15 protein-coding genes and 5 tRNA genes are annotated in these 12214 nt (G+C 68.9%); 6 read left to right on the top strand and 14 right to left on the bottom strand.

The window, feature by feature from the left end:
• The first annotated feature begins 103 nt into the window (after positions 1-103).
• Positions 104-337, top strand: a complete 234-nt coding sequence (locus tag AB0H86_RS34890; RefSeq protein WP_053137604.1) for an Lrp/AsnC ligand binding domain-containing protein — start codon at positions 104-106, stop codon at positions 335-337.
• Between the two features lie 20 nt (positions 338-357).
• Entirely contained in the window at positions 358-867 is a 510-nt protein-coding gene (locus AB0H86_RS34885) for a DUF3515 domain-containing protein (protein WP_362448226.1), read from the top strand.
• Between the two features lie 52 nt (positions 868-919).
• Here the strand turns inward: AB0H86_RS34885 and AB0H86_RS34880 are convergent, their stop codons facing one another.
• The 3 genes from AB0H86_RS34880 to AB0H86_RS34870 are packed head-to-tail and all read right to left on the bottom strand — an operon-like array spanning position 920 to position 3932.
• A complete protein-coding gene (locus AB0H86_RS34880) occupies positions 920-2077 on the bottom strand; it encodes a D-alanine--D-alanine ligase family protein (RefSeq protein ID WP_362448223.1) in 1158 nt (385 codons plus the stop codon).
• A gap of 59 nt (positions 2078-2136) precedes the next feature.
• The gene (locus AB0H86_RS34875; protein ID WP_362448221.1) at positions 2137-3147 is read right to left on the bottom strand and encodes an NAD(P)H-dependent glycerol-3-phosphate dehydrogenase; all 1011 of its coding nucleotides are present in this window, start codon (positions 3145-3147) and stop codon (positions 2137-2139) included.
• Positions 3144-3932, bottom strand: a complete 789-nt coding sequence (locus AB0H86_RS34870) for a lysophospholipid acyltransferase family protein (protein WP_362448218.1) — start codon at positions 3930-3932, stop codon at positions 3144-3146. Before AB0H86_RS34870 ends, AB0H86_RS34875 begins: the two co-directional genes overlap by 4 nt.
• A gap of 153 nt (positions 3933-4085) precedes the next feature.
• On the opposite strand from AB0H86_RS34870, the gene cofC reads away from it, so the two are divergent.
• Positions 4086-4721 (top strand): 2-phospho-L-lactate guanylyltransferase, encoded by a 636-nt coding sequence (gene cofC / locus AB0H86_RS34865; RefSeq protein WP_362448215.1) that lies wholly within the window; start codon positions 4086-4088, stop codon positions 4719-4721.
• 9 nt (positions 4722-4730) lie between these two features.
• Positions 4731-4934 (top strand): hypothetical protein, encoded by a 204-nt coding sequence (locus AB0H86_RS34860; RefSeq protein ID WP_362448212.1) that lies wholly within the window; start codon positions 4731-4733, stop codon positions 4932-4934.
• 154 nt (positions 4935-5088) lie between these two features.
• Here AB0H86_RS34860 and AB0H86_RS34855 read toward each other — a convergent pair whose 3' ends face one another.
• The 4 genes from AB0H86_RS34855 to leuC all read right to left on the bottom strand — a co-directional run bounded on the left by AB0H86_RS34855 (position 5089) and on the right by leuC (position 8407).
• Positions 5089-5733 (bottom strand): HU family DNA-binding protein, encoded by a 645-nt coding sequence (locus tag AB0H86_RS34855; protein ID WP_362448209.1) that lies wholly within the window; start codon positions 5731-5733, stop codon positions 5089-5091.
• Between the two features lie 136 nt (positions 5734-5869).
• Positions 5870-6100: a hypothetical protein gene (locus tag AB0H86_RS34850; RefSeq protein WP_362448206.1), complete on the bottom strand. Its 231-nt coding sequence runs from the start codon at positions 6098-6100 to the stop codon at positions 5870-5872.
• A 277-nt stretch (positions 6101-6377) separates the two neighbouring features.
• A complete protein-coding gene (leuD, locus tag AB0H86_RS34845) occupies positions 6378-6971 on the bottom strand; it encodes a 3-isopropylmalate dehydratase small subunit (protein ID WP_362448203.1) in 594 nt (197 codons plus the stop codon).
• Positions 6972-6976: 5 nt separating this feature from the next.
• Positions 6977-8407 carry a 3-isopropylmalate dehydratase large subunit gene (gene leuC / locus AB0H86_RS34840; protein WP_362448200.1) on the bottom strand — a complete coding sequence of 477 codons (1431 nt, stop codon included), beginning with the start codon at positions 8405-8407 and terminating at the stop codon, positions 6977-6979.
• 188 nt (positions 8408-8595) lie between these two features.
• Here leuC and ndgR point away from each other — a divergent pair, with 188 nt between their 5' ends.
• Complete coding sequence (ndgR, locus tag AB0H86_RS34835; RefSeq protein WP_362448197.1) at positions 8596-9312, top strand: IclR family transcriptional regulator NdgR; 717 nt, start codon at positions 8596-8598, stop codon at positions 9310-9312.
• 186 nt (positions 9313-9498) lie between these two features.
• Here ndgR and AB0H86_RS34830 read toward each other — a convergent pair whose 3' ends face one another.
• Positions 9499-10014 (bottom strand): DUF4188 domain-containing protein, encoded by a 516-nt coding sequence (locus AB0H86_RS34830; RefSeq protein WP_362448194.1) that lies wholly within the window; start codon positions 10012-10014, stop codon positions 9499-9501.
• Positions 10015-10093: 79 nt separating this feature from the next.
• Here AB0H86_RS34830 and AB0H86_RS34825 point away from each other — a divergent pair, with 79 nt between their 5' ends.
• Positions 10094-10738, top strand: a complete 645-nt coding sequence (locus AB0H86_RS34825; protein WP_362448191.1) for a MerR family transcriptional regulator — start codon at positions 10094-10096, stop codon at positions 10736-10738.
• 67 nt (positions 10739-10805) lie between these two features.
• Here AB0H86_RS34825 and AB0H86_RS34820 read toward each other — a convergent pair.
• From AB0H86_RS34820 to AB0H86_RS34795, 6 genes are all read right to left on the bottom strand, one after another.
• Positions 10806-10878 (bottom strand) — tRNA-Glu (locus AB0H86_RS34820).
• A gap of 32 nt (positions 10879-10910) precedes the next feature.
• Positions 10911-10982, bottom strand: a tRNA-Gln gene (locus tag AB0H86_RS34815).
• A gap of 20 nt (positions 10983-11002) precedes the next feature.
• Positions 11003-11075 (bottom strand) — tRNA-Glu (locus AB0H86_RS34810).
• A 62-nt stretch (positions 11076-11137) separates the two neighbouring features.
• Positions 11138-11210, bottom strand: a tRNA-Glu gene (locus AB0H86_RS34805).
• 42 nt (positions 11211-11252) lie between these two features.
• Positions 11253-11324: transfer RNA gene (locus AB0H86_RS34800), tRNA-Gln, on the bottom strand.
• Between the two features lie 89 nt (positions 11325-11413).
• On the bottom strand, positions 11414-12148 hold the full coding sequence (locus AB0H86_RS34795) for an HAD family hydrolase (RefSeq protein ID WP_362448188.1): 735 nt from the start codon (positions 12146-12148) through the stop codon (positions 11414-11416).
• Positions 12149-12214: the final 66 nt, after the last annotated feature.

Genomic DNA, 12214 nt, shown 5'->3' with positions numbered 1-12214 from the left:
CGCGAGCGTCCTGGTCCCCGCAGGTCTCCCCGCGACAAGCGGCGACGCGATACCGTGGCGTTCCTTTTCCCCACATGATCCTCGTGGCCGCCCTGGAGGTTCCGTGGTACAGGCGTACATCCTGATCCAGACGGAGGTCGGCAAAGCGTCGACCGTCGCCGAGACGATCAGCAAGATCCCTGGAGTCATCCAGGCCGAGGACGTGACGGGACCGTACGACGTCATCGTGCGCGCCCAATCCGACACAGTGGACGATCTCGGCCGCATGGTGGTCGCGAAGGTCCAGCAAGTGGACGGCATCACCCGCACCCTGACCTGTCCGGTCGTCCATCTGTAGCCCCCGTCTACCCTTGACCGGTGAACTTCTTCCCTCACCGGTGCCGCGTTCTCATCGGGCCGCCCGCGATCGCCGTGCTGATCACGGTCGCGGGCTGCTCCTCGGCAGACGACACCGCTTCGGCGGCGGTTCCCCGTCCGAGTGCGAAGGCCACGAAGCTGTGCCGGGACCTGGACAAGGTACTGCCGTCGACTGTGGACGGTGAGAGCCGCCACGACCCCGATCCGGCCTCCGCACTGACCGCGGGCTGGGGAGGCCCGGCGATCATACTGCGCTGCGGTGTCCTGCAGCCGCCGAAGATGATCGACCCCAAGGTGGCGGAGGGATCCGACCCGGACGCGGTCGCCGGTGGTGTGGACGGCGTCGACTGGCTGATGGAGAAGCGGGACGGCGGGGGGAACCGCTTCACCACGGCCAACCGACGCGTGTACGTCGAGGTGACGGTGCCGAAGGGACCGGACAGCTCCGGGGTACTGATCGATCTGGCGTCGGCCGTCAAGAAGGCGATCCCCGAGGGGATCGCCTTCTAGGGGTACCTCACCGGTGGTGCTCCGGTAGTGCTTCACCGGGCGCGGAACCGCGTCAGCGCAGGCCCGTTGAACGACGCAGCGCCGCCTGGATCAGCCGGTCCACCAGCTCGCCGTACTCGATCCCACTGGCCTGCCACATCTTCGGGTACATCGAGATCGGCGTGAAGCCGGGCATCGTGTTGATCTCGTTGATCACGAACTCCCCGTCCTCCGTGAGGAAGAAGTCCGCGCGGACGAGGCCCTCACAGGAGGCCGCGTCGAAGGCCTCCACCGCGAGCCGCTGCACCCGGGCCGTCTCCTCGGGCGTCAGCGGCGCGGGGACGAGGCCGGGCGTCGAGTCGATGTACTTCGCCTCGAAGTCGTAGTAGGCGTGCGTGTCCGGCGGCGGGATCTCCGCGGGGACGGAGGCGCGCGGGCCGTCCTCGAACTCCAGCACCCCGCACTCGATCTCGCGGCCCCGCAGCGCCGCCTCCACCAGAATCTTCGGGTCGTGCCGCTGTGCCTCGGCGATCGCCTCGTCGAGGCCCGCCAGGTCGTCGACCTTGGTGATGCCGATCGACGAGCCCGCGCGCGCGGGCTTCACGAACAGCGGCCAGCCGTGCTCGCCGGCGAAGTCGACGATCTTCTTGCGGGCGGCGGACTCGTCCCGCTCCCACTCGCGCGGCCTGATCACCACGTACGGGCCCACCCGGAGCCCGAAGGAGGTGAACACCCGCTTCATGTACTCCTTGTCCTGGCCGACGGCCGAGGCGAGCACACCCGAGCCCACGTACGGCACGCCGGAGAGCTCCAGCATGCCCTGGAGGGTGCCGTCCTCGCCGTACGGGCCGTGCAGCACCGGGAAGACCACGTCGATCTCGCCGAGCACCTTGGGCACCGATCCGGGCTCGCCGTAGACGACTTCGCGGTTCGTGGGGTCGACGGGCAGCACCACGCCGCCCTCGCCGGACTCGGCGAGTTCCTCGACATCGGGCGTACGGCGCTCGGTGATCGCCATCCGCTCCGGATCGTCGGCGGTGAGCGCCCACCGGCCGTCCCGGGTGATGCCGATCGGCAGGACGTCGTACTTCGTCCGGTCGATGGCCTTGAGGACGGCTCCGGCAGTGACCATGGAGATCCCGTGTTCGGAGCTGCGCCCGCCGAACACGACGGCCACGCGCGGCTTGCGAGGCGGCTGCTCAGGGTTCTGGGGGAGGTTCTCGGTGCTCATATCGCGTTGAGGGTACCCGGTGGTAGGGCCCCGAGACAGCGTCCGCCCCGGGGGTTGGCTCAGCGTCGTTCCGGCTTCGCGCTGCGCGACATCAGCTCCTTGAGAGCGACCACGGGAGGCTTGCCCTCGTGGACGATTCCCACGACCGTCTCGGTGATGGGCATGTCGACACCGTGCCGGCGGGCCAGATCCAGCACGGACTCACAGGACTTGACGCCCTCGGCGGTCTGCCTGGTGACCGCGATGGTCTCCTGGAGAGTCATGCCCTTGCCGAGGTTGGTGCCGAAGGTGTGGTTGCGCGACAGCGGCGAGGAACAGGTCGCGACCAGGTCGCCGAGCCCGGCGAGTCCGGAGAACGTCAGCGGGTCGGCGCCCATCGTCAGCCCCAGACGGGTCGTCTCCGCCAGCCCGCGCGTGATCAGCGAGCCCTTGGCGTTGTCACCGAGTCCCATGCCGTCCGCGATGCCGACGGCCAGGCCGATGACGTTCTTGACCGCGCCGCCGAGTTCGCAGCCCACCACGTCGGTGTTGGTGTACGGGCGGAAGTACGGCGTGTGGCAGGCGGCCTGGAGCCGCTGGGCGACGCCCTCGTCGGTGCACGCGACCACGGCGGCGGCGGGCATCCGGGCGGCGATCTCCCGGGCCAGGTTGGGCCCGGTGACCACCGCGACGCGGCTCGGGCCCACCTTGGCGACGTCCTCGACGACCTCGCTCATCCGCATGGCGGAACCGAGTTCGATGCCCTTCATCAGCGACACGAGGACCGTGTCCGGCGCGAGCAGCGGTGCCCACTCGGCGAGGTTGGCACGCAGTGTCTGGGAGGGGATGGCGAGCACGGTGAGGTCGGCGTCACGCGCGGCCTCGGCGGCGTCCGACGTCGCCCGCAGATTCTGCGGGAGTTCGACACCGGGGAGGTAGTCGGGGTTCGTACGCGTCGAGTTGACCGCTTCCGCGATTTCGGCGCGCCGACCCCACAGGGTCACCTCGCACCCCGCGTCGGCGAGCACCATACCGAAGGCGGTCCCCCACGATCCGGTGCCGAAGACGGCCGCCTTGACCGGCTTGCTCACGTGCCCTGCCCCTCTTCCTGTCCGATCTTCCGCTGTGCCGGCATCTGCGTCTGCGCCCGCGTCCGACGCCGCTGCTCGATCCGCTCGTGGCGCGGGTCGTAGGGCGTGGCGGGCGCCTTCTCGCCGCGGATCTCCTCCAGCTGGCGGGTGACGGCGGCCATGATGACCTCGGTCGCCTCCTTGAGGAGCTCCGGGGTCATCTCCCGGTCGTAGAAAGGCCGCAGGTCCACCGGGGGCCCGGCGAGCACGCGGTGGGTCTTGCGCGGCAGGAAATCGGGTTTCCTGGCATACGGCGGCAACACCTCGTTGGCGCCCCACTGGGCCACCGGAATCACCGGGCACTTGGTCTGCAGAGCGACCCGGGCGGCACCGGTCTTGGCGGTCATGGGCCAGCCGTTCGGGTCGCGGGTGAGGGTGCCCTCGGGGTAGAAGGCGACGCACTCACCGCGTTCCACGGCGTCGATGGCGGCCCGGAAGGCGCTGAGCGCGTCCGTGCTCTCGCGATAGACGGGGATCTGCCCGGTGCCGCGCATCGCGGCCCCCATGAATCCCTTCCGGAAAAGGCCGCTCTTCGCAAGGAATCTCGGAACACGGCCCGTGTTGTACTGAAAGTGCGCGTAGGCGAAGGGATCGATGTGCGAATTGTGGTTCACCGCGGTGATAAATCCACCGTCAGCCGGAATGTGCTCCATTCCGCGCCAGTCCCGCTTGATCAGAACCACCAGCGGCGGTTTGCAGAGGACCGCTGCGAAGCGGTACCAGAACCCGATTCTGCGGCGGGTCACGCGGACACCTTCCTCTAGTGCCTGGGGGCCGCACAAGTGTCGCCCCAGGCCGCCGGTCTGTCGAGAACACCGTACGCCCCGACTCCCCGCCGACCGGGTGGACCGGTGACGGCTGAGTAACAATGGCCACTACAAGAGAGGGACGGAACGCTCGTGCAGTGGACGTTGGTCATACCCGTGAAACCCCTGTCGCGGGCCAAGAGCAGGCTCTCGGACACCGCCGCCGACTTGCTGCGCCCGGGGCTGGCCCTCGCCTTCGCCCAGGACACCGTCGCGGCCGCGCTGGCCTGCCCGGCGGTGAAGGATGTGGCAGTCGTCACGGACGACGCCCTGGCCGGTCGTGAGCTGGGCGCGCTGGGCGCGCACATCGTCTCCGACGAGCCGCACGGCGGCCTCAACGCGGCTCTGGCGCACGCTGCGGCCGTCGTACGCTCCGCACGCCCCGAAAGCGCCGTGGCGGCCCTGAACGCGGATCTGCCGGCGCTGCGTCCCCTGGAATTGGCCCGAGTCCTGGAGGCGGCCATGGAATTCCCTCGCGCCTTTCTCCCGGACGCCGCCGCAATCGGCACCACTCTGCTGGCCGCCCGGGAGGGCTGGGAATTGCGGCCCGCCTTCGGCATGGATTCCCGAGCTCGCCATCGCACCTCCGGAGCCGCCGAACTCGTCCTCGACGCGGTGGATTCCGTACGGCAGGACGTGGACACCGGCGCCGACCTGCGCACCGCGTTGGCCTTGGGGGTGGGGCCCCGCACGGCTCAGGCCGCGCGGCTGTTGATCCCCGGGCAGTAGGCTGCCGTCATGCAGGCCACCGCATATACGTACGACTCCGAAAGCCGCAGCGGACAGGTGCTGCTCGACGACGGCACCCCGGTGCCCTTCGACGCCCCGGCGTTCGACGCGGGCGGACTGAGGCTGCTGCGGCCCGGGCAGCGGGTACGCATCGAGACGGAAGGCGAGGGCGAGGGCCGCCGGATCACGCTGGTGACGCTGCAGACGTTCTGAACGCCGCCCTCCAAGCCGTTCTGAACGCCGTTCTGAATGCCGTCCTCGAAGACGCTCTGAAAACACCTGCGAAGCCCCGTCCAGGCGTCCCTGAACACGCCGCGGGCCGGGCTCCCTGCGGAGTCCGGCCCGGCGCGTGAGTGCCCCTGTGCCCCTACCTCTTGCGGGCGGTGGCCTTCTTGGCGGTGGTCGTGCGAGAGGTCGACTTCTTGGCGGGGGCCTTCTTGGCCGTCGCCTTCTTCGCCGGAGCCTTCTTGGCCGTCGCCTTCTTCGCGGTCGTCTTCTTCGCGGCGGTGGTCTTGGCGGTCGCCGTGGTCTTCTTGGCGGGCGCCTTCTTCGCAGTGGTCTTCTTCGCGGCGGCCGTGGTCTTCCTGGCCGTCGTCTTCTTCGCGGTGGTCTTCTTCGCCGCGGCCGCCTTGGTCGTGGCCCTCTTGGCCGCGGCCTTCTTGACCGTCGCGGAAGCCCCGCCGGTCAGGCTGCCCTTGGGCGCCTTCTTGACGGCGACATCGTTCTTCGGGAGCTTCTTCGAGCCGCTCACCAGGTCCTTGAAGCCCTGCCCCGCGCGGAAGCGCGGCACCGAGGTCTTCTTGACCCGAACCCGCTCGCCCGTCTGGGGGTTGCGGGCGTAACGGGCCGGACGGTCGACCTTCTCGAACGAACCGAACCCGGTGACCGAGACCCGGTCACCCGCGACGGTCGCGCGGACGATGGCGTCCAGGACCGCGTCGACGGCGTCGGCGGCCTGCTGGCGGCCGCCCACCTTGTCGGCAATCGCTTCTACGAGCTGCGCCTTGTTCACGTCTTCCCCTTCGGAGACATTGCCAGAACGAAATGTTCAAGCGTTTTCGCACGTTAGGCAGATATATACCGCAAATCAAACACGAAACGGGCTAATCACCCGTGCGCCGCAACGAACTCGGCTGTTCTGAACTTGTTCAGCGTCCCTCTTCGGGGAATCGACCCGCGTCGAGGTCTGCCATGAACCCCTCCAGACGCCTTGCCGCATCGGCGAGATCGTGCTTGGCCGCGGCCGTAATGACCAGCAGCTTCCGGGTCAGCGCCATCCGTACGCCCTCCGGGACTTGCAGTGCGCGCACCCTTGCGTGCGCTTCCTTGAGTCGGTCCGCGACTGCCGCATACAGCTGGAGTTGGCCGTCGTGTTCCATGCACAGATTGTGCCATCTGGGGCGAGTTGTCGCCCGCTCAGGGTGCAACTGCCGCCTCAAACGGCCTTCCCGGCGCATGGGGAAGCCGCGGCTTCACATCACGCGTACCCCGTCAACAACCCGTTTAACGTGGGAAGTTGAGAGATCACCCACGCGTGGGCAGGGCCGTTCGGGTGCAGACATGGCTGTACCCCCGATCGGGCTGATCAGGGGTACAGCGAGGGTGTCACGGTGGCCGAAACTCGACCTGTTCAGTTGCTTCCGTCGACCACTTCGGTCAGATCTGGAGCGTCCTCGGCTTGTACGACGGGCGCTTGGCCTCGTACGCGGCGATGTGGGGCTCGTTCTGGAGGGTGATGGAGATGTCGTCCAGGCCGTTCAGCAGCCGCCAACGGGCGTTCTCGTCGAGTTCGAAGGCCGCGGTGATGCCCTCGGCGCGCACCTCGCGGGCCTCCAGGTCCACCGTGATCTCGGCCTCGGGGTCCTTCTCCGCGAGGTCCTGCAGCGCGTCCACGACCTTCTGCTCCAGAACCACCGTGAGCAGGCCGTTCTTCAGCGAATTGCCGCGGAAGATGTCGGCGAAGCGGGACGAGACGACGGCCTTGAAACCGTAGTTCTGCAGCGCCCAGACGGCGTGCTCACGGGAGGATCCGGTGCCGAAGTCGGGGCCTGCCACCAGGACGCTCGCGCCCGCCCGCTCGGGGCGGTTGAGGATGAACTGCGGGTCCTTGCGCCAGGCCTCGAACAGCCCGTCCTCGAACCCGTCCCGGGTGACCTTCTTGAGCCAGTGAGCAGGGATGATCTGGTCGGTGTCGACGTTGGAGCGGCGCAGCGGGACGGCCCGACCGGTGTGCGTGGTGAATGCTTCCATGACTCTCAGACTCCAGCGGGCGTACGGGTCTCGGCGTCGGACAGGTCGGCCGGGGAGGCCAGGTGGCCCAGGACCGCGGTGGCCGCCGCGACCTGCGGCGACACCAGGTGCGTACGACCGCCCTTGCCCTGCCGGCCCTCGAAGTTGCGGTTGGAGGTGGACGCCGAACGCTCCCCCGGGGCCAGCTGGTCCGGGTTCATGCCCAGACACATCGAGCAGCCCGCGTGCCGCCACTCGGCGCCGAACTCCTTGAAGACGACGTCCAGGCCCTCGGAGACGGCCTGCAGACCGACCCGCGCGGAGCCGGGGACGACCAGCATCCGTACGCCGTCGGCGACTTTGCGGTCCTTCACGATCTCGGCGGCGGCGCGCAGGTCCTCGATACGGCCGTTGGTGCACGAACCTACGAAGACGGTGTCCACCTTGATGGTGCGCAGCGGCTGTCCGGCCTCCAACCCCATGTATTCCAGGGCCTTTTCGGCGGCGACGCGCTCCGAAGCGTCTTCGTACGAAGCAGGGTCGGGGACGTCGGCCGAAAGCGGCGCGCCCTGACCGGGGTTGGTGCCCCAGGTGACGAACGGCGCCAGTTCGGCGGCCTCGATGACGACCTCGGCGTCGAACTCGGCGCCCTCGTCCGTCCTCAGCGTCTTCCAGTACGCGACGGCCGCGTCCCAGTCCTCGCCCTTGGGCGCGTGCGGGCGGCCCTCGAGGTAGTCGAAGGTGGTCTGGTCGGGGGCGATCATGCCCGCGCGGGCGCCGGCCTCGATCGACATGTTGCAGATGGTCATCCGGGCCTCCATCGAGAGCTTCTCGATGGCGGAGCCGCGGTATTCCAGGACGTAGCCCTGACCGCCGCCGGTACCGATCCTGGCGATGATCGCGAGGATCATGTCCTTGGCGGTGACGCCGTCGGGCAGTTCGCCGTTGACGGTGATGGCCATGGTCTTGGGCCGGTCCAGCGGCAGCGTCTGGGTGGCCAGTACGTGCTCGACCTGGGAGGTGCCGATGCCGAACGCCAGACCGCCGAAGGCGCCGTGGGTGGAGGTGTGCGAGTCGCCGCAGACCACGGTCATGCCGGGCTGGGTCAGACCCAGCTGCGGACCGACGACGTGCACGACACCCTGCTCGACGTCGCCGAGCGGGTGCAGCCGCACCCCGAACTCGGCGCAGTTCTTGCGCAGCGTCTCCAGCTGGGCCCGGGAGACCGGGTCCGCGATGGGCTTGTCGATGTCGAGGGTCGGAGTGTTGTGGTCCTCGGTGGCGATGGTCAGGTCGAGCCGGCGGACCGGGCGACCGCCCTTGCGGAGGCCGTCGAAGGCCTGCGGGCTGGTCACCTCGTGCAGCAGGTGCAGATCGATGAAGAGGAGGTCGGGCTCGCCCTCGGCGCGCCGGACGACGTGGTCGTCCCAGACCTTCTCCGCGAGTGTCCTACCCATCGCTTTCCCTCCGGCCGGCAAGTGGCGAGCCGGCCCAACTAGAGATCTTGAGGAAGCGGCGCCCGCGCCCCTGTGTCCGGGCATCCGCCGCCGGGCCCTTGCTCTATGGGCCGCTGTGTCTTCCAGGGTGGCGTGTTCCACGCAAAATTGGACTTGCGTTTCACAGAGTGAGACGCGAGTATCGTTTCATGGACAACAGTAGCGGCGTCGGCGTTCTGGACAAGGCAGCCCTTGTCCTGAGCGCTCTGGAGTCCGGTCCGGCCACCCTCGCGGGTCTGGTCGCGGCGACCGGGCTGGCACGACCCACGGCCCACCGGCTGGCCGTGGCTCTGGAACACCACCGCATGGTGGCGCGGGATATGCAGGGCCGTTTCATTCTCGGCCCTCGGCTGGCCGAGCTGGCCGCGGCCGCCGGCGAGGACCGCCTCCTCGCCACCGCGGGCCCGGTGCTCACCCACGTCCGGGACATCACGGGCGAGAGCGCGCAGCTCTACCGCCGCCAGGGCGACATGCGCATCTGCGTCGCCGCGGCGGAGCGCCTGTCCGGCCTTCGGGACACGGTCCCGGTCGGCTCGACGCTCACGATGAAGGCGGGCTCCTCCGCGCAGATCCTGATGGCCTGGGAGGAGCCGGAGCGCCTGCACCGGGGCCTGCAGGGCGCCCGGTTCACGGCCACGGCCCTGTCGGGCGTACGGCGCCGCGGCTGGGCCCAGTCGATCGGCGAGCGCGAGCCGGGTGTCGCGTCGGTCTCCGCACCCGTACGCGGTCCCTCCAACCGCGTGGTGGCCGCCGTCTCCGTCTCCGGCCCGATCGAGCGCCTGACGCGCCACCCGGGCCGTATGCACGCCCAGGCGGTCATCGACGCCGCCGCGCGCCTCTCCGAGGCCCTGCGCCGCACGGGCTGAGCAGCACGGAAAGGCCGTATCCCGACCGCTTCAGGACCAGCCTCAACGCCGCGGCAGATCTTGAACCAACGGGGACATGCCCCACCTCGAAGGGGCACGGGGAACCGCGCGAGCAACCACGACGGACCCGCGCCCACGCCATGGGACGGACCCCACGGCGCCCAGGGTCTGTCGTTCGGATCACCCCTAGGCGTCCACGGACTTCCCCGACCGATGAGCGAACCGCTCCTTCGCGTACCGCCCGCGCGCGGCGACCGGTACCTGCCCGTGCGCGGCCGCCAACCCGAACGCGGGCATGTCGGCGTAGATCGACTCGTACGCCCCCTCCGGCACGACATACGCCTCGTGCCACAACCCCACGTGCTGCCGGACCTTCCCCGCCTTCTCCTTGCTATTGAGGATCGCCCACGCCTTGCGATGGAGCATCTCCGGGGAGTGCGCGTACGCGTACAGCTTCTCCTTCGACTCCCAGTACTGCACGACGTAGTACGTCCGCGGCGAAGCCGTCAGCAGCACATGCGAGAGCAACCCCCGCTCCGGTGCCTTCCCCAGCTCGCGCAGCATCCGCGGCATCGCGGTCAGCACCGGCATCCAGTGATGGACGGCCCAGAAGTGGTTGATGCGCATACCGATCAGCAGAACGACCACGTCCCCCTCCGCGGACGCGGTGGTACGGCCCGCGGCGACTGGCTTCCCGAACATGGAACCCCCTGTTGGTGAGCGGCACTATCCGAGTGCGGCATGCTTGGATAGTGCCGTTATCCGAGAAGGGACGCAAGAGATGCGGCTGGCCGAACTCAGCGAGCGCAGCGGGGTGTCCACCGCGACGATCAAGTACTACCTGCGCGCGGGCCTGTTGGCGGCGGGCCGCCAGGTCAACACGACGACCGCCGAGTACGACGAGGAGCATCTACGGCGGCTGCGGCTGGTGCGCGCGATGATCCAGGTCGGCGGACTCCCCGTGGCGAAGGTCCGCGAGGTCATGGGACATGTCGACGACGAGTCGCTGGGCCGGACGATGCGGATGGGCGCGGCCCTGTGGGCGCTGCCGCACGTACCGGAGCCGGACGAGGACGACGAGTACGTGCGGGCCGCGCACCGCGAGGTGGGCGAGCTGCTGGACAAGCTGGGCTGGGGCAACGCGCAGGCCCTGGTGACCATTTCGCCCGCGCACCGCTCACTGGTCGTCGCGGTGGCGGCGTTTCGACGGCTCGGCTACGACTGGACGTCCGAACGGATGCTGCCCTACGCGGAGTTGATGCACCGGGCGGCGGTTCTCGACCTGGACTTCGTGGAGACGCAGCCCTCGGAGGCCGAGAAGGCGGAGGTCGCGGTGATCGGCGCGGTCCTCGCCGAGCCGATGCTCCAGGCGTTGCGCCGGCTTGCGCAGGAGGAGGAGTCGGCGCGGAGATACGGCTTCGAGTGAGCCGTCCGACACCCGGACCCCGGAACGCCGAAGGCCCTCCACCGAAGTGGAGGGCCTTCTTCTTGCGTACCCCCGACCGGATTCGAACCGGCGCTACCGCCTTGAGAGGGCGGCGTGCTAGGCCGCTACACAACGGGGGCCCTAGCGATCCTGCGTTTCCGCAGAACCCGAGCTGGTCTACCAGGACTCGAACCTAGAATGACGGTACCAGAAACCGTAGTGTTGCCAATTACACCATAGACCAATGTGGTTCAAACCAGTTCGTACCCCCGACCGGATTCGAACCGGCGCTACCGCCTTGAGAGGGCGGCGTGCTAGGCCGCTACACAACGGGGGCCCTAGCGATCCTGCGTCAGAAACAACGGGTGCGACCCGGATTGTTCCCGCGGGAAGGATCTGTACCCCCGACCGGATTCGAACCGGCGCTACTGCCTTGAGAGGGCAGCGTGCTAGGCCGCTACACAACGGGGGCTTTGCGGAGTTGATCTCCGCGGTTGCAGATGAGCTCTGCGAGCTGGCCTACCAGGACTCGAACCTAGACTAACGGAACCAGAAACCGTCGTGCTGCCAATTACACCATAGGCCACTGAAACGCAATCCCCAGCGGGAATCTTGTTTAGCTTGCGCCTCCGGCTCCGAACCTTTCGGTCCGCTCCCGGCGGCGCAGGAAGAACATTACCCGAAGGTGGACGGGGCTCCAAAACGGGTATCCGCGCCGAGGATCGCGGGGAGTTCGGCCAGGGAGGCGATCCGGCGAGGACCGACGGGCGGGGCGACGGTCGCGTACACACCCCCGCGATCGATCCAGACCGACAGCAGTCCGGCGTCGGCCGCGCCCCGTCCGTCGATCTCCGGATGGTCGCCGACGTACGCCACTTGGCGCGGGGCCAGTTCCAGGGCGTCGCAGGCCGCCAGGAAGGCGCCGGCGGCCGGCTTGGAGACGCCGAGTTCCGCCGCGCACAGGATGACCTCGAAGCGGTCGTGCACACCGAGGACGCGCAGCTTGCGGTCCTGGACATGGATGCTGGAGTTGGAGAGCACGGCGTGTCGGTGACTGGCGGCGAGCGTGTCCAGGGCGGGCAGGACGTCCGGGAAGAGGGTCCACGCGGTCTCGTAGTGGCCGATGTACCGCTCGAACCACGCGTCGGCGTCAGCGTCGCTCATGGTGGAGTCGTCCAGGAAGACCCGTACGCGGTCCCGGCGCTGCCCCTGGAAGGTCGCCTCCCCCGCCGCGAAGCGCGCCCACTGCCGGTCCGTGATCTCCCGCCACCGCCCGATGGCCTGATCGACGCTGTCGTACCCGTCGAGCAGGCCCTCAACCGCGAGATGCCCGCTCATGCCGACCCGGTCGGCGGTGGTGTAGTCGAAGAGGGTGTCGTCGACGTCCCAGACCACGGCCCGAATGCTCATGGTCCGACGGTAACGCGGGGATCCGCGGCCCGTCCGGCGGAACGACGAAGGTGCGGCACCCCACAC

The organism is Streptomyces sp. NPDC050997, from assembly GCF_040660135.1.
GTDB lineage: Bacteria > Actinomycetota > Actinomycetes > Streptomycetales > Streptomycetaceae > Streptomyces.
The sequence above is the reverse complement of the archived record's forward strand: the minus strand, read 5'-3'. Positions and strand labels throughout refer to the sequence as shown.